The following is a 24,163-nucleotide window of genomic DNA, read 5'->3' as shown; positions in this document are numbered from 1 at the left end:
TGTAGCATATCCCTGCACTCTAATTAAAGGCCTTTTGTTGACCGCGAATTTCTGTGACCGATTTAAAATTGGGTAAGACATCGTGCGTATCTGCACTTAATCCAAGTGAAGGTTTTAAATAATTGTCAGTTGATTTGATGACTTCTAGGATGCCGATACGACGAGCAATAACCATTTTGGCGACTTGCGCGCGGTCTAACTCTATGGTCAGAGGCAATAGTTCATCATTTTCCTCATCGATAGCTAAGATCCGCACATTCTGTAGTAGAGGCGAAACTGAAAGTGTCCTGAATGATTCAATAAACTTATTCCTTGATGACTCACCAATATTTTGATCATCAGACGTCAAGATCATAACGTCTACCTTGTCTCCAACAGAGATACCTGAACCAATGAATTTCTTTTTTTCAATGGTCAGTGAATAGGGAGTCATGCCAGCTTTGATCACAGCATCGACATAACCGGGATCGTCTGGATTGATAAAATCATTTTGGGATAAATATTCCTTTGTCGAAATGTTGCGTTTAGCAATCATGCCGGGATTGATAGAGATATTCGTGTTGTAAGAAACCCCCTTTTCTAAGGCAGTTTCCTCATTAATCCGAAAATAACGAAAATTTCCACTCTCTAGTATCTGCCCCTTTTTGAGCGGCTCTTTGAGTTGGGCAACTTGATAGGAGATGTGAGAGACAGGTGATGCTGTAGATGGTTGGGTCTGAAATACACCACTTAAGCCAAGCACACCAATACTGATCGACAACATAGCGATAATGAAAAAAAGACGTTGGCTCATGCTTTAACTCAGTTTGCTTAGATAAATACAGAGTAAAGAAGACATCACTATGGGTACTCCATAAGGCACAGTGGGATCGGTAACCTTCCTTAATTTATAGATTGACCAAGTGATTATTGCTGTAATGAACCCCAAGAAGCTAATCATCACAATACAAAATATAAAATACTCTGTGTCAATGATAAGCATATATGTCGACAACAACTTAGTATCACCAGCAGCTAGAACGCCAAAGTAAAATAAAGCCAGCCCTGTTACCAATACCATCAAAGATTGAGAGATATTGAATGAGTAATTACTATCAGTCAGGACAAGCAAAACACATGTTATAAGTATGCACACAACTGTGAGGTTACTTATCTTTCTCCACAATACGTCAGTGAACACGATACAGGTGGAGCTGGCTACCAAGATTAAATCCAACACGGCGATACTAGATTAAGTTGCTATAATTGTTAGCTAATTAATTGGTCTTGTTGGCACTTTCTATGTTAGCTGCTATGTTCGTCAGAGCTTTGTCTAACGTCGTTTTCAAGGTCCCACTGTTGGAAAAAACAGCAACAACGAGTGCAGAGATAGCTACACCGATTACAGCATACTCAATTGAGGTTACACCTCGTTCGTCACGCCCGAAGCGTTTTGCGATCTTTGAAAGAAACATGAGACAACTCCATTTATATAGTATGTGAATTCTAACTTTCATTATTTTTAGTGGTAAATGGAAACGTAAAAACTTCACTAAAATAACCAAAGCCGATAGATAAGATATATCTGATATAAAAATTAATCTACCTAGGTCCATAAACTTATCATGTCAATAATGATCCAGAAAATCAATAATGAGACATGTGGGTAGGGTTGTATCTCTGTTGAATAGTTATAATGTTGAATATAAATGAAGTTAAAAGATGATTAAAATCTCAAAAATAAATATGAAACAAGTTTTCTTGTCTAATAATTAAATCATATGAGAGTAGTTATAAATTTTTACTTTGTTTGACTTTAGTCACGAATATTTTCGTCAGAGAAATGTTAAATATTATTTCTGTATTGCAATTAGTTTGATAGATATGTGAGAAGAAACATATTTAAATGTAGTGTCGCTTATACATAATGACTTTTAATATAGACATGTTTTTTATTAAATTAGAATTGTATTAGGTATGAATTATGAATATTTTTTGAGCAGAAAAGTGGATAAAAAGACTTAGCTTATTGATTCTGATCAATTTTTGAGCGGGGGTGGAAATGGAACAACGCCTGCTGAAAGTAAATACCACCCAGCGATTTTAAAGGATTTTAATGTTATCCCTGAACTTGATAGGACAACTTGGTTTTCTTGTCAGAGTCAATGTTAACCAGATATATGCCTAGGGCCATACTGGCGACAAAAAGGAGAATCTTCCCCGATCCAGAACCAAGTGCAGTGACAGCGGGCCTAGGGCAGATGCCCGCCATTCCCCAACCAATACCAAAAAGGAGAGAACCTCTAACCAGCTTTTTATCAATTTGCTGTTTATTACAGATGGAAAATTCAGTTGCCAATACTGGTTTGGATTGATGGCGAAGGAACAGGAAGTAACCAGGCGTAAACACTAATGCCGAACCACCCATAACAAAAGCCAAACTCGAATCCCATTGCCCAAACACGTCTAAAAACCCGATAACTCTAGCAGGATTGACCATACCGGAAATCATCATCCCTAACCCAAAAAGAAAGCCAGAAAACAACGAAACACGTTTAATTAGCATAATGACCTTCCTTACAGATGCAGACGGGCAAATACAGTGACAGACGCAACTGCCATGAAAGTAAGTGTGGGCACAATAGAACGCCTGGAGAGGCGACCTATTAGGAAGTTGGTTTATTCATCTCGTTTATCTTTTCCCAGCTGGAAGATGAGGTCAAAATCCATGCCACCATCTTTGTTCTTCCTGGCGGCAATACTTCCCTCCATGTCCCGCATATTGTTTGCACAAATCGAAAGACCCAAACCTAAGCCCTTACCTATTTTTTTGCTGGTGGTGAAAGGTTCAAACAAGGTTTCCATGGCTTCTTCTTCGACACCGATACCATTGTCTGACACGGTGACGGTGATTGATGGCACCTCTGGGATAACTGAGATGATGAGGTGAGGCTGGAGGGTATTTGCCATGGCATCACAGGCGTTGGAAATCAGGTTGCCCAACACCTGTCTGAGGCGTTGCTCTTCTGCCAGAATACATGGCGTGTTTTCCGGCAAACGAATCCTCACGTTCACTCGCTCCAGAGGCTGTTGGTAGATGCGAAGGACTTCCTCCAACACGGCTGGGAGCGCAATGGCATCAAGTTTATCCGGTTTGCTGTAGGCGAAGGTTTTAAGCTGCGTGGTCATGTCGACCATGCGTTCAATGAGCTTATCAATCAGCAGGTTGTTCGAGAGGATTTTATCTCCTTCACCTCGATCGAATAACACCCCGTTGGTTGTAACGAGAGTGCGAAGTCCGGTGAGTGGTTGGTTCAACTCATGGGCAATGGCGCTCGACATTCTACCCATCGCTGCCATTTTGCTGGATTCAATCAACTGAGCTTGCGCTTCATGGAGTTCTTTCGTTCTCTCCTCCACCCGCTGCGCTAAAAGTGTGTTGGCTTCAAACAGGGCTTCTTCTGCCTTTTTCCGCTTAGTAATATCCAGTAGAGTAACAAGATAGAAATGACGACCATGGAACGGGAAAGCGGTAAGGGAAACCAGAGCGGGAAAGGTGCTCCCATCCTTCCTCACTGCGAGGCTTTCCTGAGCATTGATGTTGATATCCTCAATCACATTTTTGTATTGATCAAACAGAGACACGATGGGGGAGTGCCTGCCCTCAATGAGTTGTGAGATCTTGATGTCTGAAGTGGACTCACTGTCAAAACCAAACATGCTGATGGCCATAGCATTGATATCAACGACCCGCCCCTTTTCATCAAGCAACAAGAGCCCGACCTGGGTCTTGTTGATCATCTGATTAAGCTTGTGCTCTGATTCTTCAATCAAGGCTTGAATACGTCGCTGGCTAAGGTTTTTCTGTCGACGCTGATAGCTTATCACGCCTAGCATGAACAATAACAAAAGCAGCATAGCGACGCTCCAGCCTGCTGCAGCTGCGTTTGTTTCTACAGCGCTGATAGGTGTGAGGTAACTCAGCTTCCATTTCAGGTCGTCCAGTTGAATGGTCTGGGCAAAATAGTGCGTGCGGCCGAGTTGCCAGACACGGATAATGTCACCTTGCCAGAGGCTAGAGACCTTGGTTTTGATGTCGATTTCGCCATCGTTTAACGCATCGGCAGAGAACTTATCGCTACTGGAAAGGAAGAATTGCCCTTCCGGGTTTTGCAGTAACATGATGTCTGAGCTTGCCAGCCACTGGTCGGTCAGCAGGCGTAAATCGAGTTGCACCACAACGATGCCCACGATGTTCAGTCCGCTGAAAATCGGTGACGAAAGATAATAAAATGGACTCACTCCCTTAGTTTTTCGTACCATCGAGGTGCCTTCACCTAGGGCGTGGACATCGTGCACAATCGCATCCAAATCCTGATTGGTGATGTAGTCTCCATTCACACTTGAAGCCAGTACTTTTCCTTGATCTGAAAGGATGTACCAACCCTTGGTGTTGGCGGCTTTGTCCAGTTGACTAAGTACACCCTCTACTTCTGCTGTGATTGATCTATCGCCCAAAGTCAGTGCAACCACATCTGGGTTGTTGTTCAGCAAGTAAGGTAGGTGATAGAAGCGCAGCAAGGCGTGGCGAATTTCAGCGATCGCGTTGAGCAAATCCTGTTGGGCGGAATTTTGTGCCTGCACGGTTAGCCATTGGCGTGCGGTTTCCCTGCCACCTAAGAAAAACACTGATACCAAGATCAGTGAAATACCGATTAGACTCCATTTACGGCGCATAGCAAGATTCCATTTGCTGGTTTCGTTTCTTGTAGAACGTTGAGTATATTAACACTATAAGCGCTTTTCCTACGGTTGGAGCATGGCGCGGGCAGAGAGTTGAGGGATATGGAAACAACGCAGAGTGCAAGGATTGCCCTGATTGAAGACGATGAAATCGTCAGGCAGGCGACATCTCAATGGCTACAATTGGCAGGTTTTGATGTGGTTGAGTTTGGCTTGGGGGATGATGCATTCGATGCGATTCAGCATCAGGCATTTGATGCAATTATCAGTGATGTCAGGTTACCGGATATTGATGGGATCACGCTACTCGAAAAACTTATCGACAGTGGTGTGAGTGCGCCGGTTCTTATTATTACCGGTCATGGTGATGTAGATATGGCCGTGAAAGCCTTGCACCTCGGCGCGTTTGATTTTATTGAAAAGCCTTTCCAGCCGGACAGGCTATCAAGTCGTGTTTCTCAAGCGGTTGAGCAATTTCGCGCGCAAACCTCTACCCAGCTTCGTGGTGAATACCTTGCGAGTCTCTCGGGGCTTGAAAAAGTGCTGGTCGGTCAGAGCGAAGTGATGAAGCGACTGCGAGAGCAAGTCGCACGAATCGCACTCATCGACACCAATGTGATCATTTATGGCGAAACCGGATGTGGTAAAGAGTTGGTCGCCAACAGTTTGCACAAGGGTAGTGGCAGGAAATCCCATCAGTTCGTGCCCATCAATTGCGGTGCCATTCCAGAAAACCTGTTTGAAAGCGAGCTTTTTGGCCATGAAGCGGGAGCTTTCACAGGGGCTGCGAAGAAGCGCATTGGTAAGCTGGAATATGCCGATAAAGGCACCTTGTTTCTCGACGAAATAGAAAGTATGCCTGCCGCCATGCAGGTTAAAGTGCTGCGGAGCCTGCAGGAAAACACTGTCGAGCGGGTGGGCGGCAACAAGCAAATCAACATCGATCTTCGTGTCGTGGCAGCTGCCAAAGAAGATCTGCGCGATCATCCTGAGTTCCGCCAAGATCTTTATTACCGCCTGAACGTAGCGCAAATCTATATCCCGCCGCTTCGTGAACGCGGAGAAGACATCCTCACGCTGTTTGAACACTTCGCCAAGGAATCCAATCCGAATGCGAGACAAGTAAGTGATGCAGATAAGAAAGCCATGATGTCCTATGGCTGGCCAGGAAATGTGCGCGAACTTCGTAATGTCGCCATGCGTTTTGCGCTCGACAACACCATGTCAGTACTGGAGATTCTTTCCAATCGGCCTGTGGCTTCCAGTGAACCCAACGCCGCTGGCGTACCTCTGGCGGTGCAACTGCACAACTTTGAAAGAAAGGTGTTGGAAGAAGCACTGACCCGGCATCAAGGACGGATCAATGATGTGATGCAGGAACTAGATTTACCCCGTCGAACACTGAACCAGAAAATGCAAAAGTTCGGCTTGAACCGCGCAGATTTTACGGACTCTAGGGGCTGTTGATCTTTGGTGATGATTTTTGCAGCAGAAATTTCCCACAAACGCTGCCCGAAGGGTTCTGCCCCAAGCGTTTTATGCTTTGTTGAGGTGTATTTGCTTAGAATAACTAGGCTGCACACACCTCGCCGCGCCTAAAACGCTTAGGGCTAGAACAAAATTTAACCACCAAAGATCAACAGCCCCTAGGGACTGAACGAACGGGTGATATGCATCGGCACATTTTTGCTTATCGCTATCTGAAAACCTCCATAACCCCTTGCTAGTACATGACTTCTCCAATGAGCAAGATATTGCCGATGGTTTTTCCCTCCAATCAGCAGGATTTTGCTCATTCCTCTCTCTTTTTTCCAAAAAATAATTAAAAATCATATAGATAAAATCTGGCATTCACTTTGCTCTTACTGAATCCAAATAACAAGTTATTAACATGGAACGCAGTAAACAGGAGTGAAGTATGAAACTGAAAAAGATGCTGGCAGCGATGGCTGTTGTGGCTTCAATGGGCGCAAGCATGAATGCTGGTGCCGAAGAGAGAAGCTATATTCTCGCGACGGCTTCAACTGGCGGCACTTACTATCCAGTAGGTGTTGCGCTAGCAACGCTGAGTAAGGTAAAGCTGGGTCCTAAGTATCAGTTCTCCCTTTCCGCGATTAGCTCTGCCGGCTCTGGCGAAAACGTTAAGTTGCTGAACGAGAACGAAGCCCAGTTCGCGATTTTACAAGGACTTTATGGCGCGTGGGCGTGGCAAGGTTCGGGTCCATACAAGGGCGTGAAGCAAGATGATATCCGCGCCGTTTCGATGCTTTGGCAAAACGTTGAGCATTTTATTGTGCGTTCTGACTTGGCAGAAACCGGCACAGTGGCGGATTTATCGAAACTGGACGGTAAGAAGTTCTCGATTGGTAAAAAGAACTCAGGTACAGAGAATTCAGGCCGCCACATAATGAGCGAGCTTTCTATCTCTCCGGACAACTTCCATCTAGCGTTTATGGGGTACGGTGCCAGTGCCAATGCGTTGCAAAACGGCACTATTGAAGGGATGAATACCCCTGCTGGTGTGCCAGTGGGCGCGGTCACTCAGGCATTTGCAGCAATGGGTGATGATTTGAAGATCCTTTCCTTTACCGACGAGCAAATCAAGCAAGTCAACAACACTTATAATCTCTGGACGGCTTACGAAATTCCCGCCAACACCTACCCTGGTTTGGATAAGCCAATTACTACTGTGGCTCAGCCTAACTTTCTTGCAGTGCGCGACGATGTGTCGGGTGACGACGTGTATCAGTTGACCAAAGCTATCTATGAAAACCTGCCATTCTTGCAGGGCATTCATAAAGCCACCAAAGCCATGGCGATTGAAAAAGCGATTGCTGGCCTTCCGGTGCCGCTGCACCCAGGTGCCGTGCGTTATTACGAAGAAGTGGGTATCGAAATCCCCGCAGAGTTGAAAACGCAATAAGCCTTTTTACTCCCTGAGCTGGGAGATTGGAAACGACAGACAGCCCTGTATCAGGGCTGTCTAGCAACAGAGTAGTAACGCTCCTCGAAAGGAGCGCTGGAGTCAATCATGACGGATGCTGTAAACAAAGAGCTCGAAAAATTCGAGCTGCCTAATCGCATCGATATCCCCTGGGTGAACCTGACCATTACCGCTCTGGCGGTAATACTATCCTGTGTTCACATCTGGTTTAACACCTTATCAACTTGGTCGGAGCTTTGGGTTTCGGCTACCCACTTTGCCGGATTTGCAGTGATCTGCGCGCTTTGGTTTCCTGCAGCGCATCATCTGAAACATAACAAGATCGCGTTGGTAATAGATCTATGGATTGCTGTCGCGGCGGTTGCTTGCCTGCTCTATATCCCTTATGCGGAAGATGCCTTGTATGAGCGTGGCGTAAAGTTTGTGACGAGTGATTGGGTATTCGCAACAATTGCCATTTTAATCGCGATGGAATTGGTCCGCCGCACCATGGGGTGGTTTATCCCTATGCTAATCGCTGTTTGCCTTAGTTATGTGGTGCTCTGGGGTCAATGGATGCCGGGTGTTTTTCACTTCCCTGGGCTGAGTCTGGAAACGGTGTTGTACCGAAGTTTCTTCTCATCCGAAGGCATGTTCGGTCCTATCTCTCGCATCAGCTGGAGCTATGTATTCATGTTCATCCTGTTCGGTGCGTTTCTGGTGCGATCCGGTGTGGGTGACTTTATCGTTCGGTTATCAAAAGCGGCGGCAGGGAAAATCATTGGCGGGCCAGGTTTTATTGCGGTATTGGGTTCGGGCTTGATGGGTTCGGTATCGGGATCGAGCGTAGCAAATACTGTCTCGACGGGTGTCATCACGATCCCATTAATGAAAAAAGCGGGCTTTCCAGCGCGGTTTGCTGCGGGAGTGGAAGCGGCCGCATCCACAGGCGGGCAGTTGATGCCACCAGTCATGGGCGCTGGCGCATTCATCATGGCGTCTTATACCCAAATCCCTTACGTGGACATCATCGCTGTTTCCTTCATGCCAGCGCTGATCTACTTCCTTTCCGTTGCCTTTTTTGTTCGCATTGAAGCCAAGCGCAGTAATGTTCAGAAAGTATCGGAAGACGAAGAGTCGGTTCTGGGTGTGCTTATTTCAGGCTGGCACAACCTTATTCCGCTTGCAGTGCTGGTGTTTTTGCTGATCCAAGGGTTCACCCCGACTTATGCTGCGGGCATTTCCATTCTTTCAGTGATTGCAGCCAGTTGGCTCTCGAAAGATAACAAGATGGGACCCAGTGCTGTGATCGAAGCGTTGGCGTTAGGGGCCAAGAACATGGCGCCGACGGCCATTCTGCTGGTTGGTATTGGCTTGGTCGTTAACGTTATCAGCACGACAGGCATTGGTAATACTTTCTCGCTGATGATTGATGGCTGGGCGGGCGGTAACCTACTGGTGATGCTGCTGCTGATTGCGTTGGCGTCGCTGATTCTGGGGATGGGTTTGCCAGTAACGGCGGCTTATATCGTGCTCGGTACTTTGTCAGCACCGGCCCTTTATACTTTGCTGGCTGAAAACCAGTTGATTGATCTGATTGTCGCTGGCGAGCTTCCAGAACAAGCGAAAGCCATCTTTATGTTGGCGGGGCCGGAAACCTTTGAATCGCTGAGCGCGGCGATGTCCGCAGAACAAGCCAAAGAACTGCTGACGCTGGTGCCACCGGATTTCAAAGAAACGCTGATGGAGCAGGCACTAGGCGTTGAAGCGGTCGGGCTGGCATTGCTCTCTGCGCATCTGATTATATTCTGGCTGTCGCAAGACAGTAACGTGACTCCGCCTGTCTGTCTGACAGCTTTCGCTGCTGCGACTATCGCGCGCACGCCACCGATGCGAACGGGTCTGACTGCATGGAAGATCGCCAAGGGACTTTATATCGTACCACTTCTGATTGCCTACAGCTCGCTGGTAAGTTGGGATTTCACTGAAGTGTTGATGGTGGGTGTCTTTGCCATTTTCGGTACTTATGCCTTGATTGGCGCGCTGGAAGGGTATCTGGAAGGCGTGTTAAACCCCTTATTGCGATTGGTGTTGGTTGCTGCTGCGGGTGTAATGGTGTGGCCAGGTTTACCGCTTTGGATGAGGCTGTTAGGTGTTGTTTCATTCCTTGCGCTCTTTATCTTCAGCGGTCGCAAAGTCACGATTCAAACCGCTGAGCTTTCCCATTGATGTCATCTGGTCTGGGCTCAGCGCCCAGACCAGATGTTTTTATCCGCTTTCCCAAATCCTGACACTATTTGTTAGTCGCTTTTGTTCATGATTACTTTAGGTTCGCATTTAGGGTAAGCATGAAAAATCATCTGTTTTTAGTCTTATGCATTATGTCGATTCTACCTACGCTCCCGCTTTTTGGTACATTGGCGAATGCCGCAACCTCTTCGCTGCCGGGCGCGCGCGTCTTTTTTCTCACCCCACAAGATGGTGATGTTGTTCCTCACACGTTTACCGTTAAGTTCGGATTGGAAGGTATGCGTTTGGCGAAAGCGGGTGAGAAAACCCCTAATTCAGGGCATCACCATTTATTGATCGACATCGACTCGCTGGTAGATTTTTCGCTACCCTTACCGGCAACGAACAACATCCTGCATTTTGGTGGTGGGCAAACTGAGACCCAATTAACGCTGCCTACGGGTAAGCATACGCTGCAGTTACTCCTTGGTGACTACCTGCATATACCGCATGTAAAACCTGTTATCTCCCAGAAAATCACAATTTTGGTTAGATAAATAGCATTGAAGCTATCGTTTTTATTTAACCTATTGTGATTATTTGATTTTTAGGGTTGTAAAAGCAAGAAGCCTGAAATACGGCGAGGATAACAAACGCGCCTAAGCAGCGCGTTGTTACTGTTTTGTGAGTCAAATCGGGAAATTAGGGTGTTGTACCCGGATGAATCAGGCGAATTACCAGCGAGCCCGCTGCACGCATAGATTCTACATTGTGGCTGAGTACCACACCCCCTTCCGGCGCGTGATACCGATGTTCTACTTCACCGAAACTGTCGTATTGAATGGCCAGAAGCTGATCTTTTTCAACTGTCTGCATCAACTCAACTTGAGGGATAATGAAGCCACCCTGAACAGCGCGAATGCTGGTGACCTTGGCGCTTTCAATTGCAGGCTTAACCTCTGCAAATTCGTCATCAATCAAACCGTGTAATGTGAATATATTGAATACACCACGAACAGTGCGTTTCACCATTTCCATATCGGTGTAACGACCTACACCAGCTTCAACCGTGATGCTTGGGATACCGCTCTGATTCCAAACGGTTTCCAAAATTCCCGGCTCGCCTGGATCGTCCAGAATAGCGTCTGGATTCATTCGGCGCGCCATGTTCACAGAATCATCCAGGCGGAAATCAGCGAATACATAAAGCGGATAACAGCTCCCTGATGTTTGTGTGTGAAGGTCAATCGCCAAATCAGCATTTGGATGAAGGAGGTTACGCCAAATGGGATCAAGGTAACGTTGTGGTTCGTTGCCGTGTGCATTCCCCGGGAAATGGCGGTTCAGGTTGCCACAGGATACATCTGGGTCAGAGGATAAGAAATCTCGGCTGCGGTGCAGCATACCACTTAGGTTGATGGTAGGAATAATAGTCACACAACCTTTCAGCACTTTTCCACGAAGACCACGCGCAATGGCCTGTGCCGACAGTACACCATTGTATTCATCACCGTGAACACCTGCGGTGATGACGATGTTTTTGCCCGGTTCAGAGCCTTTGAAAACCCAGACCGGAAGATGTTGCCACTGTGCCAAGGCATCGGTTGCCGTGCGGAACCAAAACTTGTGTTCTCCTTCATCCAGCTGGCTCACGTCTAGTGATGAGATCACTGACAAACCGTCGATTTTGTTTCCTTCAATACACTTCGTCATTACGTCATTTCTTATTTTTAAGAATTTTATGGGTCGTTAAAACTCAAAAAAGGCGAGATTATCATCCCGCCTTTATTCATGTCGTCAATGCTTCAGCTTACTTGAAGGTAGTAAGATTTGTACTCGCAACTGTGATACTTGCGATGACAAAAAGTAAAAGCATAAAACGCCAGACAAACTTCGCCCAATTCCCCTGCATGTTCCATAGCCATTATGCGCTGGTGATAGAATATAGCTATCAATGCAGTAATTTAGGCGCTCTTATGACCAAAAAGACGGCGAGAGCACAAACAGCGAAGCCAACAATGGTGGCGGTAGAAAAAGCTTCATCAAAGAAGAGCCAGCCTTGAATAGCTGTGACTGGCGGAACAAGATAGATTAAAGAGGTGACCTTCGACGCTTCGCCATGTCGAACCATATAGAGATAGAGCAAGACAGCGGTGACGGAAAGTGCCAGCACAAGCCAAGCCATCGCCAAGGTGAATGTGATTGACCAAGTGACATCAAAGCCTTCGTATAACGATGCGAAAGGCAGAAAGAAAGCACCTGCTGCTATGTACTGCCAAATCGCGCAAGAGACGAGATCAACCCCTTTGCAATAGCGCTTTTGATAGAGAGTGCCAAGTGTTATCCCCGCAAGCGCAGAGATAACAAAGAGATAGGCATAGAAAGGCTCAGCATCCGCTCCCCATGTCATTTTTCCTTTCACGACTAATGCAATCCCGGCGATTCCTGCGACTAAACCTAGCCATTGGCTTGAACTTAGCTTCTCATTGGAGAACTTTATGACCAGCAATGCGGTGAGAATAGGTTGGAAGCCGACCAGCAGTGATGACAAGCCTGCTGGCATTCCAAATCCAATGGCCGCGAAGACTCCACCGAGATAGAGGCCGTGAATTAAAAGTCCTGATACTAAAACGTGGAATAGAAGTTTGCCCTTTGGCATGACTGGTTTCATTACGCCCAGAATCACGACAAACACCAAGACATTCAAAACCATGCGTATAAATAGGAAAGTGGCAGCATCCGCATACGGAAGGCCAAATTTGGCACCGATAAAGCCTGTGCTCCAAAGCAGGACGAAGATAAAGGGAATAGCGCTTTTGAGCATGAGGCGGCGATCCTTGCGCGATGAGAGTAATTCTAGGAGTGATTAAAACGCAATCAATGTGTGAAAACAAGGAAAATGACTGCGTCCAAAAGGCTATGAATTCATACGAGTAAGTGGGTCAGTGTATGAACGACGAAAAAGCCCACAGATGTGAGCTTTATGCGTTGGAACGAGAGGTTAAGACAACCAATCCAGACTAAGCAGTAATCTTGGGGCACTTCCGGGAGCGGGAGAGCGATGGACAATACCGCGGCCTTCATTGCCGACCCAGGCTTCACCTTTCAAAATCGCTACGGCACCGGTAGGGATTTGTTTGACAACAGAAGGGGCGATAGATTGCTCTAGTAATTGCCCCGGTGAGCTAGAGCGCTCAACGTCATTCTCATCAATCCATTCCGTACCACGACCTGAGTATGTGACCAGCAATCTGGCTGGGACACGATCGATATGGAAACGCGGGCACATGGTTGTATCCAACACCTGCAGGCGAACGCCTAAGGCATCTGGCTCGAAAAGGCATCGATACATTTCGATCACATTTTCCACATCCGCTAACCAGCTTTCTATGCCTTTAAGTTCTAACGCCCATTTAGGCAGAAGTTCCCAGATAGACAGCGAATTTTCGAGTGTGACAAAGCGATTGTATTTTCCTACCCGAGCAGCGAATTGATCGGCAAACTCTCTGCAATCTTGCGAAAGCTCGCGCTGCCAGACGGTAAGATTCACGTCTTCCCGAAATATTTCGGTTAGGCATTCTGGGTGGGTATTCTGAACCGTCACTGGCCGGGTGACTGTTTCGATTTCCGCTATCATGGACAGTCTCCAAATTGTCTCGTAATTGAAATGTTATAACATAACATTTCAATGTATGCGACCACATGGAGTATTGCAGATAGAAGTTGTTTTGATTCTCTTCGAACTGAAATTCGTTCTTGAAAATGAAGCATCTAGGGGCAGGCCTCTGGTTCAAACTAGATCATTGATTAAAAAGATATTTACTATGATGCCAAGGATAGGTAAGCATGACGACTGAATCTTCGACAGAGATCCGAGCATGGGATTTTAACAACCGCTTGCCGCTCGCATTGAAATTGTTCTTTTTGCCACCACTGGCATTCTTCGTGATTTTCTTGATGAATCACGAATTTGAACTGACGCTGTTTTTAGCATCACTATTCGTTTTCATCGTATTCTTTTTGTTCTTTGGTTATCTGTTCAGCCATGAGTTGGTAGAAATTAACTCGTCTACACTGGAGCATTCTCATCATCTGCTTGGTGTGACCTACAAAAAGAGAAAGTACCCACTTGGACACATACATAACTTGCGTGTGTACCCAAGCATGTCAAAGCCGTCTTTTTTTGACCCTCAAGGCCCTTTTTCAGAACAATTGAGGCTGCATATGCTTGGTGGCTCGGTTGTGTTTGATTATGGCCCTCTATATGGAAGTATTCAGATGTTTAAGGGAATGCCGGAGAAGGAGGCACTAAAGTGTGTCGCCCAAATGACTGAGTTGCTGAATGAATATTGATTGAGAGGTCACTCGCTAAGCAATCTCTTGTTTCTGAAGCCAACTCTGGCTTTTGATACCTTCGCCGAAAGCTTGAAAGTAGCTCGCTATCTGCGTGTTTCTGGAGAGAGGATCTGAAGGGGAGCAAGAGAACATGGAAAGTTTGGGGCTGATTTATTTTCATCTGGTAACGGCAGTACTGTCATTTTTGCTCGGAACCTATTTACTTGCCCGCAGAAAAGGTAGCCCGCTGCATAAACGGCTCGGAAAGATATATATGCTGTTGATGATGACAACGGCCATCTCTACCTTGTTTATTCCGTCGCAGGTGGGGCCTCAGGTGTTCTATCACTTTGGCTATATTCATATCCTCAGTATTGTCACCCTCTACACCGTGCCTGAGTCCTTCATTGCAATTAGAAAGGGTAATGTGAAAAAACATCAGCAAGGCATGGTGATCTTGTATGTTTTGGCGCTATTGGTCGCGGGTACATTGGCGTTTACGCCGGGAAGATTACTGCATACTTGGCTGTTTGCTTAGTCTCGTCGAGTGACAAAAAAGGCTGCTTGGCAGCCTTTTCTATTATCAGAATTTATAGACAGCCCCAAGGCTGAACTCCCAACCCAAATCATTTTGTACAAGGGGGCTGTCTATATCATGGTGCTCAAGTGCAACTGCAGAAATGGCTAGCCAGTTTTCAGAAAAATCATAAAGGGCTATCACGCCGCCTTTGTAAACCCAGCTTTCGTCAGCGTTAAATTCAGCCAAGCCTGAAGCCGAAGACTCTTGGGCTGAGACGGAATACAGGTGTCGGGAAAGTTTCTTATCGCGATAATCTATTTCCACATAAGGTGACAAAACAAAATCAGTGATAGGGGTATCAAACGCGCGGCCGAAATGAAGTTGGATTTCATAGCCATTGTGCTCGTTGGTGACATCGTGAAGATAAGTGAGTCGCGCGCCAACAGTACCTAATGTGATACCGAGTTCGCCATTGCTATCTCGATTGTTTATCCCTGAAGGAATGTCATTAAAGTCCTCAGAAACTTCAGCAAAGCGAAGGTTACCGGAAAGGCCAATAAACGGGATAGGGTTGTAAGTGAAAAGACTGCCATCAATAAAGCCATGCTCACTATTGTAAAACAGGTATGGTTCAGCCCCAGCCTTTGTGCTTTGATTTGAAAAGACCGATTCCCCAACAGTCAGTCCGGCACCGACAAAACCAAAATCCTTGTATTTATCCTGCGCTAAAGCTGGTGCTGTAGCGACAGACAGCAAAAAGGGGGACATGATAGATATGACGTATTTTCTCATTACAGCTCTCCTTTCTATGAAAAAGAAGAACCGTAATGATGGCGATTTATTTCAGGTTGTTTAGGTATAAAAAGAAGTTAGCCTTGCCGATTGCCTTATATCAGTCTTTCGATGTGATTAGATTTGTTTGAAAAGCTAACCTGAAAGTCTATGCCTCTGACATTTCAGACAGGGATTTTTTCAGCGAGCGGGCTTTGTTAAGTTCAATTTTATAGGCAGCCAGCAGAGTAGAAAGATCGCTCACCTTTACTGTGCAGTTGCCTTCGTTGTCCATCGAGTTAAGGACGTCGTTATTAAGTCTAGCGAGTGCATCACGCATCGCTGGTGTATCAGTTGTAATAGGCATGTTTGTTGACTTTTTTGTTATTAGAGCGGGCTTATTAAATCAGAAAGCGAAATAGGGAAACAATCCGGTTTTCAAACGGATTGTTTCAGTAAGTCGAAGTGTAGTGCTTGGATTCATGAGCGGCAGGGGCGTGACGGAAATTAACCAGAATATTAGACTAGCCACTCAATTGTAATGAAATTAGACGCTTAACGTTACTTTAAGAGGCTGTCTATCGAGGTTCCTATATAGGAGGGCCAGTCAAAAAAGGTACATGGTTTGGTTTTTGGCATACCACACTTTTGCGAGCGATATCGATAAATCGTGCTGTTCACTCACTATGAATCGGGTAAATCAGCTCGCCAGTATCGAATCCTCGGGAGTTGGCGGCTTCAACAAATTGTTGAATCACTTCTTCTGAAACTTTAGGTGTTCTCGCCAGCAACCAGAGATAGTTGGTATTGAAACCAGACACAAAAGCGTAGTCGTAGTTTTCTCCCAACTTGAAGACTACATACGACGAATAGAAGGGGCCAAAAAAGGATACCTTAAGGTGGGCGACATCACGGTCACCAACGAAGTATGCGCGGCCTAAAGCTTCACTCCACTCTTTATCTTCCCCGTTGTAACCGCGGTTGATAACGTTGATGCCACCATCTTCTCGCAGCGTATACTCCGCTGAAACGGAAGAAAGGCCGCGTTCGAAAGAGTGGTCAAGTCTTGCGATTTCGTACCATTTTCCTAGGTAGCGTTGTTCGTCAAATCCGGTTACAGGCTTTACGCCTTCTGGAATAGATTGGCAGGCAGTAAGGCCAAGAAGGGAGGCCGCAATCAAGAGCGCTTTAAACATAAGCAAAAGTCTTCTTTTTATTGTTAATTGGATTTAGGTACGGTGCCAAAAGCCTTGTAGGTCATTTTATTTAGCGAAAAATTTTGGTGAGAGCATCAGCCAAAGCCGCATGACCTGCTTCATCGAGATGAAGGCCATCAATGGGTGAAGCTTCACAGACTGTCGCTGCTTCAAAAAAGTCGCAGCCTTCTTCTTCTGCTACTGCTCGGAAGTAAGTAGCAAGATCCAGTGATTTCTGTCGGCCATTGTGAAAGCCTGAAGCCCAGTTATTGGCATCATGCATTGGGGCAGGTGAAACAATAAGAATGCGTGGTGTTGGTTGCCCGGCATTATCGCACTCTTTGACCTGACCAATCAGCTTGCGGATACCTTCTGCTATCCAAGCCGGTTCTGAGGGGAATTGTGATTTCAAGTCATTAGTGCCAAGCATAATGACAACCCAATTCAACGGGCGGTGAGAGAGCAATATCATTGGCAGAGCAGCGCTGCCATCACGATAAGGTTTGATTGGGTCGTTCCAAACTGTAGTGCGGCCGTTCAGTCCTTCCTCGAGTACCTCAAATCTCTCTATTGCACCTGTAGTACTGTCATTATTCAACAAGTTCTTGAGTCGCGATGTCCAGCGAATAGCCTCTCCCCAACGTGAACCATTTGAAGGGTTGTAACCCCAAGTGTTTGAATCACCGAAACATAAAATCCGTTGCATAGATGCGTCCTTTTGTTGTTATCTCGATATTTTACTCCGTCAGGCGTTTTTCGTCTGGTGTAATTTGACGCTTTTACTTTTTCCGGCGTCGCGTGTGGAATATTTAAATTGTTTAAAACGGCTCATGGTAGCGTTAAGGGGTAAGTTATCGTTGCGGTAAAGCGAAGGACAAGCGCTCTCAAACAGGGATAAGAATGCCGAAACCGATAACAAGGCCCTGACAACAAAGAGGGCCATACTATGAAAGAAAAAACGCCTCTGCAGATAAGAGCCGCTGCTGCCCGGCACAATACATCTGTCGATCAATCCAATCGCCGCGTCCCCATTAACTTGCGGCAATCAGGACCCACCCCCGTCGAAATGCTCATTTCTACCCGAGTGAGAAAATCCCCTTATTGGCATCTTTCCTTTGAATCCGGTTGCTGGCGAGCAACGGTATATAACCGCGTCTACCACCCGCGAGGTTATCAGCGCATGGATGAAGGCGGTGCGATGGTGGAATACGAAGCACTGGTCAATCATGTCACCATGTGGAACGTTGCGGTTGAGAGGCAGATTCAGGTGAAAGGGCCTGATGCCGAAAAGTTTGTCGACTTTGTCATTACCCGTTCCGCGAGTCTCATTAAGCCAATGCGTGGTAAGTACGTCATCTTGTGTAATGAGGAAGGCGGGATTTTGAATGATCCTGTGCTTTTGCGTGTAGCAGAGGATGAATTCTGGTTCTCTATCTCAGACAGTGATCTGGAATTTTGGATGCGTGGCGTGAATATCGGCAAAGGTTTTGATGTGACCATTGCGGAAATTGATGTCTGTCCGGTGCAAATTCAGGGGCCGAAATCCGAAGCGCTAATGTCCGATCTCTTTGGGCCAGCAGTGAGTGATATTCCTTTCTATGGTTTGATGGAAGGCAGGCTGAACGGGGCTGATGTCATTATCTCGCAGACTGGCTTTACTGGAGAGAAGGGATACGAAATCTACTGCAAAAACGCGACCGTAGATGCTGAAAAAGTGTGGTATGGCGTGTTGGAAGCCGGCGAAAAACATAATTTGATGGTGATTGCTCCTGCGCACCATCGGCGTATCGCGGCGGGTATTTTGTCCTGGGGACAGGACATTGATCAGGAAGTGTCGCCATTCCAGTGTAATCTTGCTTATCAGGTTCCTCGCGATAAAGAGGGCGATTACATTGGGAAAGCAGCGCTGGAAAAAGCACGTGATCAAATCGAAGCTGGCGCATCCCCTTATCCACTCGGTATGGTTGGTATCGTGTTTGGTGGTAAACCTGTTATCGACTATGCCAATGACTTCTGGCTTGTCTACGGAGAAGACGGTGGTGATGCAGTCGGTTATGTGACGTCGCCTTGGTATAGCCCTGAGTTGGAAACCAATATCGCGCTTTGTCATGTGCCTTGGGATGGGCGTGATGTCGGCACTAAATACAAGGTGGCTTTGCCGGAGGAATATGGGGGTGAGATTGTCGACGCTGAGGTCGTTGAGATACCTTTCCGTCCATCTGTAAATCCTAACTCCCGCGAAGTTGCCAAAGCGCGCGGCAGCGATTCTGTAGACTGACCGGCTGTTGGCGGCACGGAAAGTGCCGCCCCCTCCAGCAGGATTTTCATCACAATGAATTTTGAATCAGGCAGCGTAGATCGGAAGCCTGTGCTCCACGATCCTGCTTTTGCTGCAGCAGAGCTTATAAAGAATGCGTCTCTGGAAGCGACACCCAAGCAAATTGCTTCGCTGGGTGACGAGAAGCCAGACTGGCTGGCGGATGGAATGCGCGTGTATGTCCCCTTTCTGCCTTCTGCGAAGTTTGAAGACGCTTTTGTGGCTTGCGAAATACTAAAAAAATGGGGGATCGAACCTGTTCCACACCTACCCGCCCGTGCAGTGCCAAATGAGCAAACCCTGAGGCTTTGGTTGCTGGCTCTGCAAGCGCTAGGTGTCACCCAAATTTTACTGATTGCCGGTGACATTGATGATCCCAAAGGTCCTTTTACTGACACCTTACAATTGATGGAACTTGGTCTTTTCCAAGAATTTGGTATTGACGGAATCGGTGTGGCAGGACATCCAGAAGGGCACCCAATTGTGAGTGAGGCAGTACTTGTGGACGCACTGACACGTAAACGGGATTACGCCCTCCAACATGGGCTGTCTCTTTGGGTGGTGACGCAATTTTCGTTTGAACAGACGGTTTTGGAGCAGTGGCTGGAAGATCATCAAACCATACTGGAGGGAATACCGGTTTATCTGGGGCTTGCTGGCCCTACACGATTGAATAATTTGCTGTCTTATGCCGCGCAATGTGGCGTGGCTACGTCTGCAAAGGCGCTGACAAGAAACCTGAATGCCGCAAGATTGCTGAGGCCATGGACACCGGATTCGCTACTGAAAGCGATGGCAGAGTTTCAATCGGAAAGACCGGAATCCGTATTAAAGGGGATCCATTTGTTTCCATTTGGCGGGCTGAAACAATCCAGCGAATGGTTAGTTAAGAAGGCCAGATAATCGAATTATCTGGGTATGACCCTGAAATAGTGAAATTTGGGGTGATCTAATGAATAATCAAAATAATACCGTATTAGTGACTGAAAATATGACAGCCTTACCTCCACCCGGCGCACCGGACATTGAAATTGCACGCGCGGTCAGACCTTGGCCGATTTTTGAAGTGGCTCAGCGAAAACTTGGCGTTGCTGCTCACGCACTTATCCCATATGGACATTACAAAGCAAAACTGGATTTGGCGCAGATTGACACTACCTCGAAAGTGGGCAAACTCGTGCTGGTCACAGCAATTACCCCAACCCCGGCAGGAGAAGGAAAAACGACCACCAGTATTGGTTTGACCGATGCATTGAATGCGATTGGTGTGAGTGCCAGTGTTTGCCTTCGTGAGCCATCACTGGGTCCTTGTTTTGGAGTAAAAGGTGGTGCAGCGGGTGGAGGCCGTGCTCAGGCAATTCCCATGGAAGATCTGAATCTTCACTTCAATGGTGATTTCCATGCGATCACCTCTGCCCATAACCTGTTGGCTGCATTGATTGACAATCATATTCACTGGGGCAATGAACTTAATTTAGATACTCGCAAGGTTTCCTGGCGCCGTGTGATGGATATGAATGACCGAGCCCTTCGCCACACCTTGGTGGGGTTGGGTGGCCCTGCCCATGGTCAGCCGCGTGAGTCAGGCTTTGACATCACAGTGGCATCTGAAATCATGGCAATCCTTTGTCTGGCGGAAGACAGAAAAGATCTTCAACGCCGTCTGGGTAACATCATCATTGGCCGTGATCGTGACAACAAGCCAGTGACCGCGCGTGACCTAGGCGCAGAAGGCGCGATGACAGTGCTTCTGAAAGATGCTATTCAGCCGAACCTGATCCAGACCTTGGAACACAACCCAGCGCTTATCCATGGTGGTCCATTCGCCAATATTGCCCATGGCTGTAACTCAGTGATGGCGACCCGCACCGCCATGGGGCTGACCGATGTGGTAGTGACGGAAGCAGGCTTTGGTGCGGATTTGGGCGCAGAGAAGTTCATCGACATCAAATGTCGTATCTCTGGCTTAAAACCGGATGCGGCCGTACTGGTGTGTACGGTGCGCGCACTGAAAATGCAGGGTGGTATCGCGAAAGACAATCTTGACGCAGTAGACGTTGAAGCGGTGAAGCGTGGCTCGGCTAACCTCAAACGCCACATCAAAAACATGCAAAAGTTTGGCCTAACGCCTGTAGTAGCGATCAACCGTTTCCCGAATGATGATGCGAAAGAGCTTGCTGTCATCAAAGAAGTTTGCCTGAGTTTGGGGGCGTGTGTAGAAGAAGCACAGCATTGGGCGGAAGGTGGTGTGGGGGCCAAAGCCGTCGCTGAAGCGGTTAAAACCATGCTTGATGGTGAAGCGCCAGATGTGCAGTTCCTTTACGAGGATGATCTCCCTATCGACGAGAAAATCCGCAAAGTTGCCACTTCGCTGTATGCGGCGGAAGATGTGCAGTTCAATATCGCAGCGTCGAAGCAGCTTGATGAGATTAAACAACTGGGATACGGTCATCTGCCGGTTTGTATCGCGAAAACACCATACAGCTTCACCGCGGAGCCCTCTGAACTTGGTGCACCATCAGGACACATCTTGCCTGTACGAGAACTTCGCCTGATGGCAGGGGCTGGTTTTGTCGTGGCTATTTGTGGTGATGTGATGACCATGCCAGGACTGCCGCGTAAACCCGCTGCGCTCAGTATTTCCCTCGATGATGACGGCGAGATTGTAGGGCTGTTCTAGCTTTCCAATGTATCGTCTCAAAAGCGCTACCTTGGGTAGCGTTTTTACTTCCCCCTTCAGGTTTTTCTCTTTCCCTGACGCGTGTATCTAAAGATGCTCGTATTGGTTTGTTCTCTCTGGCAGCGGATTGACGCCTTGCTCTTTGTTGTTCTTTTTGGCGGAGATGACTACACCCAAACGGGAGCGCTGTAATGCTTACGGCTTTGCTGAGAAAGCATGCGTATTAGCCTTTAGCCAAAGAAAATTGAGCGAATGAGGTACTGCGAGAAGTGTACATTTCAATGTACACATCAGTGTCTGAAACTAAGACTCATTAATGATGTGAATGTATCTGATGTGTTAATACGTACTCGATGGGTACTTCAGCGAACGGTGTTATTTGCTGACTGAATTTATGAAATTATTCGAACGGTTGAATAAAAATTATAACTTTTGAGTTTCTTTTGTTACATGAAAATATGAGAAGAAAATCACATAAGAGCATAAGTAGCAATGGTAAAGAAAATCAGCCTCATATTTGGAGTCGTCATCGTCGCAGTTCTGTGCCTGACGCTCCTCATTTCAAATCACTTCTTGGAGGGTTTTAAAAAACAGAATATGGATCATGAAGACGAAGTGAGCACAGTTGTTCTCAAGGCAAGCTTCGATTCTGCCATTAAAGGGTTGTTGGTTCAGGTTCAATCTTTAGGGACTGCTTTTAACCTTGATATCAATCAGCCTTTTGATGAACGTTCCGTATTGGCAGAAATGGGTAAAATCGTCGAAGTTAACCCAGCAATCGATAACGTGATTCTTGCAACTTTAGAGGGCGATGTCTTTTCGTTTTCTTCAAATGGCTGGAATCGTGCATTCAACGCGAGGCAAGCGGGTCGGGACTATTTTATCTCTATCATACACAACGACAAAAAAGCTCATATCAGTGAGCCATACAAGTCGAACCGAGGTAATTATGTCGTAACGGTAAGCGCACCACTGAATTACAAGGGTGAGCGCGTTGGCGTCATTGCTCTAAACGTCAACCTAAACGTTGTTTTACCAGAAAAACTTGGCCTTGAGTACGCAATCACCACCGAGGAAGGAATTGTGGTTGCTGTAGACAGAAGCTCTCTTGAGTGGCTAAACAAAAACCTGTTCGATGTTCGTCCGAACTATCGTGATATCGGAGATGAGCCAAGGATCATCACCAGTCCTACGTTAGGTGTTTATAGCCTATCGAGAGAAAGCCTGGGACATGGTTTTACGGGGTATGTCTTTACCGAGCAAAAACAGACAATGGAAAATGCTTCCATGATCAGAACCGCTTTAATGGTGCTTTTGATTACGATTGGCTTGTTGCTCACCTTGACGCTTTATATTGTTGTTCGTCGCGAGTTAGCGCAGATCCCAAATGTGGTAACGACGATTGGGAGCATGTCTGAAGGCGATTTCTCCCACGTGGAAATCGCAGAGACCGGTAATGAAATTGATCAGGTTTCTACCTCGTTGGGCAATATGCAATCTCGGGTAAATGACGTCATCAATACCACACATACGATTATGGATACCCTCTCTGAGCACCAGGCCCATATTTCAGATGTCGCACTGAATAATGCCCGTCGTTCTGAGACAGAGCTTGTGCATATTGATCAGGTCGCGACGGCGATTGCTGAAATGGCAGCAACGGCGAATGAGATTGCGGCAAATGCTCAAGCCGCAGAGGTTGAAACCTCCTCAACACTGGCCTTGTCAGCAGTCAGCTTGGAGACATTGCACAAATCAACAGTCATCGTGGAAGAAGTCACCAAGTCTATTCAGGAGTCGGCGAATATCTTCGAAGAGTTGAAAGTACTTTCTGACAATATCAGCTCTGTGGTCGATGTCATTGGCAATATCTCCGACCAAACCAATTTGCTCGCACTCAATGCTGCTATTGAAGCAGCTAGGGCGGGTCAACAAGGTCGTGGATTTGCAGTTGTCGCGGATGAAGTCCGTGCATTGGCAGTAAAAACGCAAGAATCGACAGGGAACATCCAGACGATCATCACCACGTTACAAAGTGGTGCGCAGAAAGCCGTCGATTCAATGAATAGCAACTTACAGTTGGCCGGTGAGCTATCATCGATTTCTAAGGAAATTGAGAGCGCATTTAGTGATATCTCAACCAAAGTGACTCAGCTCTCTGATATTAACTCTTCGGTTGCAACAGCTTCTGAGGAGCAGTCAATTGTGAATCAGGAAATATCCAAGAGTATTGAAGACATTAAAATGATGGTTGAGGAAAATCTGTCGGGAGTGAACAACGCCATTGAATCGAACAACGAGATGGTCAAGTTGGTTGAAGAGCTCAAAAGCGAAGTCGCATTTTTTAAAGTGAGTGGTAAAGAGAACGATCAATTATCTGCCAGCTAAAAGCGGCTAAAGAAAACCTAAGCGCCTGAAATTAATAGGCGCTTTTTTTGTTTTTTCTATCTGAAAATAAGGGCAAAAACCC

General features: G+C 46.6%; 22 protein-coding genes. 10 read left to right on the top strand and 12 right to left on the bottom strand.

What is annotated here, in order from left to right; translation table 11 throughout:
• Positions 1-19: 19 nt before the first annotated feature.
• The 5 genes from cpaB to VP504_RS18935 form a co-directional block, all read right to left on the bottom strand.
• Positions 20-793 (bottom strand): Flp pilus assembly protein CpaB, encoded by a 774-nt coding sequence (gene cpaB, locus VP504_RS18960; RefSeq protein ID WP_325894977.1) that lies wholly within the window; start codon positions 791-793, stop codon positions 20-22.
• Positions 794-796: 3 nt separating this feature from the next.
• Positions 797-1,219 (bottom strand): prepilin peptidase, encoded by a 423-nt coding sequence (locus VP504_RS18955; protein WP_325894976.1) that lies wholly within the window; start codon positions 1,217-1,219, stop codon positions 797-799.
• 37 nt (positions 1,220-1,256) lie between these two features.
• The gene (locus tag VP504_RS18950) at positions 1,257-1,454 is read right to left on the bottom strand and encodes a Flp family type IVb pilin (protein WP_062707496.1); all 198 of its coding nucleotides are present in this window, start codon (positions 1,452-1,454) and stop codon (positions 1,257-1,259) included.
• Between the two features lie 644 nt (positions 1,455-2,098).
• Positions 2,099-2,545 carry a YeeE/YedE family protein gene (locus tag VP504_RS18945; RefSeq protein ID WP_325894975.1) on the bottom strand — a complete coding sequence of 149 codons (447 nt, stop codon included), beginning with the start codon at positions 2,543-2,545 and terminating at the stop codon, positions 2,099-2,101.
• Positions 2,546-2,658: 113 nt separating this feature from the next.
• A complete protein-coding gene (locus VP504_RS18935; protein WP_325894974.1) occupies positions 2,659-4,716 on the bottom strand; it encodes a sensor histidine kinase in 2,058 nt (685 codons plus the stop codon).
• 108 nt (positions 4,717-4,824) lie between these two features.
• Between VP504_RS18935 and VP504_RS18930 the strand changes: the two genes are divergently transcribed.
• From VP504_RS18930 to VP504_RS18915, 4 genes are all read left to right on the top strand, one after another.
• Positions 4,825-6,189, top strand: coding sequence for a sigma-54-dependent transcriptional regulator (locus tag VP504_RS18930; RefSeq protein ID WP_062707508.1), 1,365 nt, complete (start codon positions 4,825-4,827; stop codon positions 6,187-6,189).
• Between the two features lie 451 nt (positions 6,190-6,640).
• Positions 6,641-7,645, top strand: coding sequence for a TAXI family TRAP transporter solute-binding subunit (locus VP504_RS18925; protein ID WP_062707514.1), 1,005 nt, complete (start codon positions 6,641-6,643; stop codon positions 7,643-7,645).
• Between the two features lie 108 nt (positions 7,646-7,753).
• Positions 7,754-9,874: a TRAP transporter permease gene (locus VP504_RS18920; RefSeq protein WP_325894973.1), complete on the top strand. Its 2,121-nt coding sequence runs from the start codon at positions 7,754-7,756 to the stop codon at positions 9,872-9,874.
• 119 nt (positions 9,875-9,993) lie between these two features.
• The gene (locus VP504_RS18915; RefSeq protein WP_325894972.1) at positions 9,994-10,431 is read left to right on the top strand and encodes a DUF4399 domain-containing protein; all 438 of its coding nucleotides are present in this window, start codon (positions 9,994-9,996) and stop codon (positions 10,429-10,431) included.
• Between the two features lie 145 nt (positions 10,432-10,576).
• Here VP504_RS18915 and VP504_RS18910 read toward each other — a convergent pair whose 3' ends face one another.
• The 3 genes from VP504_RS18910 to VP504_RS18900 all read right to left on the bottom strand — a co-directional run bounded on the left by VP504_RS18910 (position 10,577) and on the right by VP504_RS18900 (position 13,511).
• Positions 10,577-11,587, bottom strand: coding sequence for a succinylglutamate desuccinylase/aspartoacylase family protein (locus VP504_RS18910; RefSeq protein ID WP_062707523.1), 1,011 nt, complete (start codon positions 11,585-11,587; stop codon positions 10,577-10,579).
• 238 nt (positions 11,588-11,825) lie between these two features.
• Entirely contained in the window at positions 11,826-12,698 is an 873-nt protein-coding gene (locus VP504_RS18905) for a DMT family transporter (protein ID WP_325894971.1), read from the bottom strand.
• Positions 12,699-12,875: 177 nt separating this feature from the next.
• Positions 12,876-13,511 carry a DUF1826 domain-containing protein gene (locus VP504_RS18900; protein ID WP_325894970.1) on the bottom strand — a complete coding sequence of 212 codons (636 nt, stop codon included), beginning with the start codon at positions 13,509-13,511 and terminating at the stop codon, positions 12,876-12,878.
• Positions 13,512-13,720: 209 nt separating this feature from the next.
• On the opposite strand from VP504_RS18900, the gene VP504_RS18895 reads away from it, so the two are divergent.
• Both VP504_RS18895 and VP504_RS18890 read left to right on the top strand, forming a co-directional pair.
• On the top strand, positions 13,721-14,227 hold the full coding sequence (locus VP504_RS18895) for a hypothetical protein (RefSeq protein WP_325894969.1): 507 nt from the start codon (positions 13,721-13,723) through the stop codon (positions 14,225-14,227).
• Between the two features lie 133 nt (positions 14,228-14,360).
• Entirely contained in the window at positions 14,361-14,747 is a 387-nt protein-coding gene (locus VP504_RS18890; RefSeq protein ID WP_325894968.1) for a DUF2306 domain-containing protein, read from the top strand.
• A gap of 45 nt (positions 14,748-14,792) precedes the next feature.
• Here VP504_RS18890 and VP504_RS18885 read toward each other — a convergent pair whose 3' ends face one another.
• From VP504_RS18885 to VP504_RS18870, 4 genes are all read right to left on the bottom strand, one after another.
• On the bottom strand, positions 14,793-15,521 hold the full coding sequence (locus VP504_RS18885) for a MipA/OmpV family protein (protein ID WP_325894967.1): 729 nt from the start codon (positions 15,519-15,521) through the stop codon (positions 14,793-14,795).
• 148 nt (positions 15,522-15,669) lie between these two features.
• Positions 15,670-15,867: a hypothetical protein gene (locus VP504_RS18880; protein ID WP_062707538.1), complete on the bottom strand. Its 198-nt coding sequence runs from the start codon at positions 15,865-15,867 to the stop codon at positions 15,670-15,672.
• Between the two features lie 310 nt (positions 15,868-16,177).
• Positions 16,178-16,696, bottom strand: a complete 519-nt coding sequence (locus VP504_RS18875) for a lipocalin family protein (RefSeq protein WP_325894966.1) — start codon at positions 16,694-16,696, stop codon at positions 16,178-16,180.
• A gap of 70 nt (positions 16,697-16,766) precedes the next feature.
• On the bottom strand, positions 16,767-17,402 hold the full coding sequence (locus VP504_RS18870; RefSeq protein ID WP_325894965.1) for an SGNH/GDSL hydrolase family protein: 636 nt from the start codon (positions 17,400-17,402) through the stop codon (positions 16,767-16,769).
• 240 nt (positions 17,403-17,642) lie between these two features.
• Between VP504_RS18870 and VP504_RS18865 the strand changes: the two genes are divergently transcribed.
• The 4 genes from VP504_RS18865 to VP504_RS18850 all read left to right on the top strand — a co-directional run bounded on the left by VP504_RS18865 (position 17,643) and on the right by VP504_RS18850 (position 24,081).
• Entirely contained in the window at positions 17,643-18,974 is a 1,332-nt protein-coding gene (locus VP504_RS18865) for a glycine cleavage T C-terminal barrel domain-containing protein (RefSeq protein ID WP_325894964.1), read from the top strand.
• Between the two features lie 54 nt (positions 18,975-19,028).
• Positions 19,029-19,916: a methylenetetrahydrofolate reductase gene (locus VP504_RS18860; protein ID WP_325894963.1), complete on the top strand. Its 888-nt coding sequence runs from the start codon at positions 19,029-19,031 to the stop codon at positions 19,914-19,916.
• A gap of 88 nt (positions 19,917-20,004) precedes the next feature.
• Positions 20,005-21,693, top strand: coding sequence for a formate--tetrahydrofolate ligase (locus VP504_RS18855; RefSeq protein ID WP_442788941.1), 1,689 nt, complete (start codon positions 20,005-20,007; stop codon positions 21,691-21,693).
• 597 nt (positions 21,694-22,290) lie between these two features.
• Positions 22,291-24,081 carry a methyl-accepting chemotaxis protein gene (locus tag VP504_RS18850; protein WP_325894961.1) on the top strand — a complete coding sequence of 597 codons (1,791 nt, stop codon included), beginning with the start codon at positions 22,291-22,293 and terminating at the stop codon, positions 24,079-24,081.
• The last annotated feature ends 82 nt before the right edge of the window (positions 24,082-24,163 follow it).

Source organism: Grimontia sp. NTOU-MAR1 (genome assembly GCF_035758505.1).
GTDB lineage: Bacteria > Pseudomonadota > Gammaproteobacteria > Enterobacterales > Vibrionaceae > Enterovibrio > Enterovibrio marinus.
The sequence above is the reverse complement of the archived record's forward strand: the minus strand, read 5'-3'. Positions and strand labels throughout refer to the sequence as shown.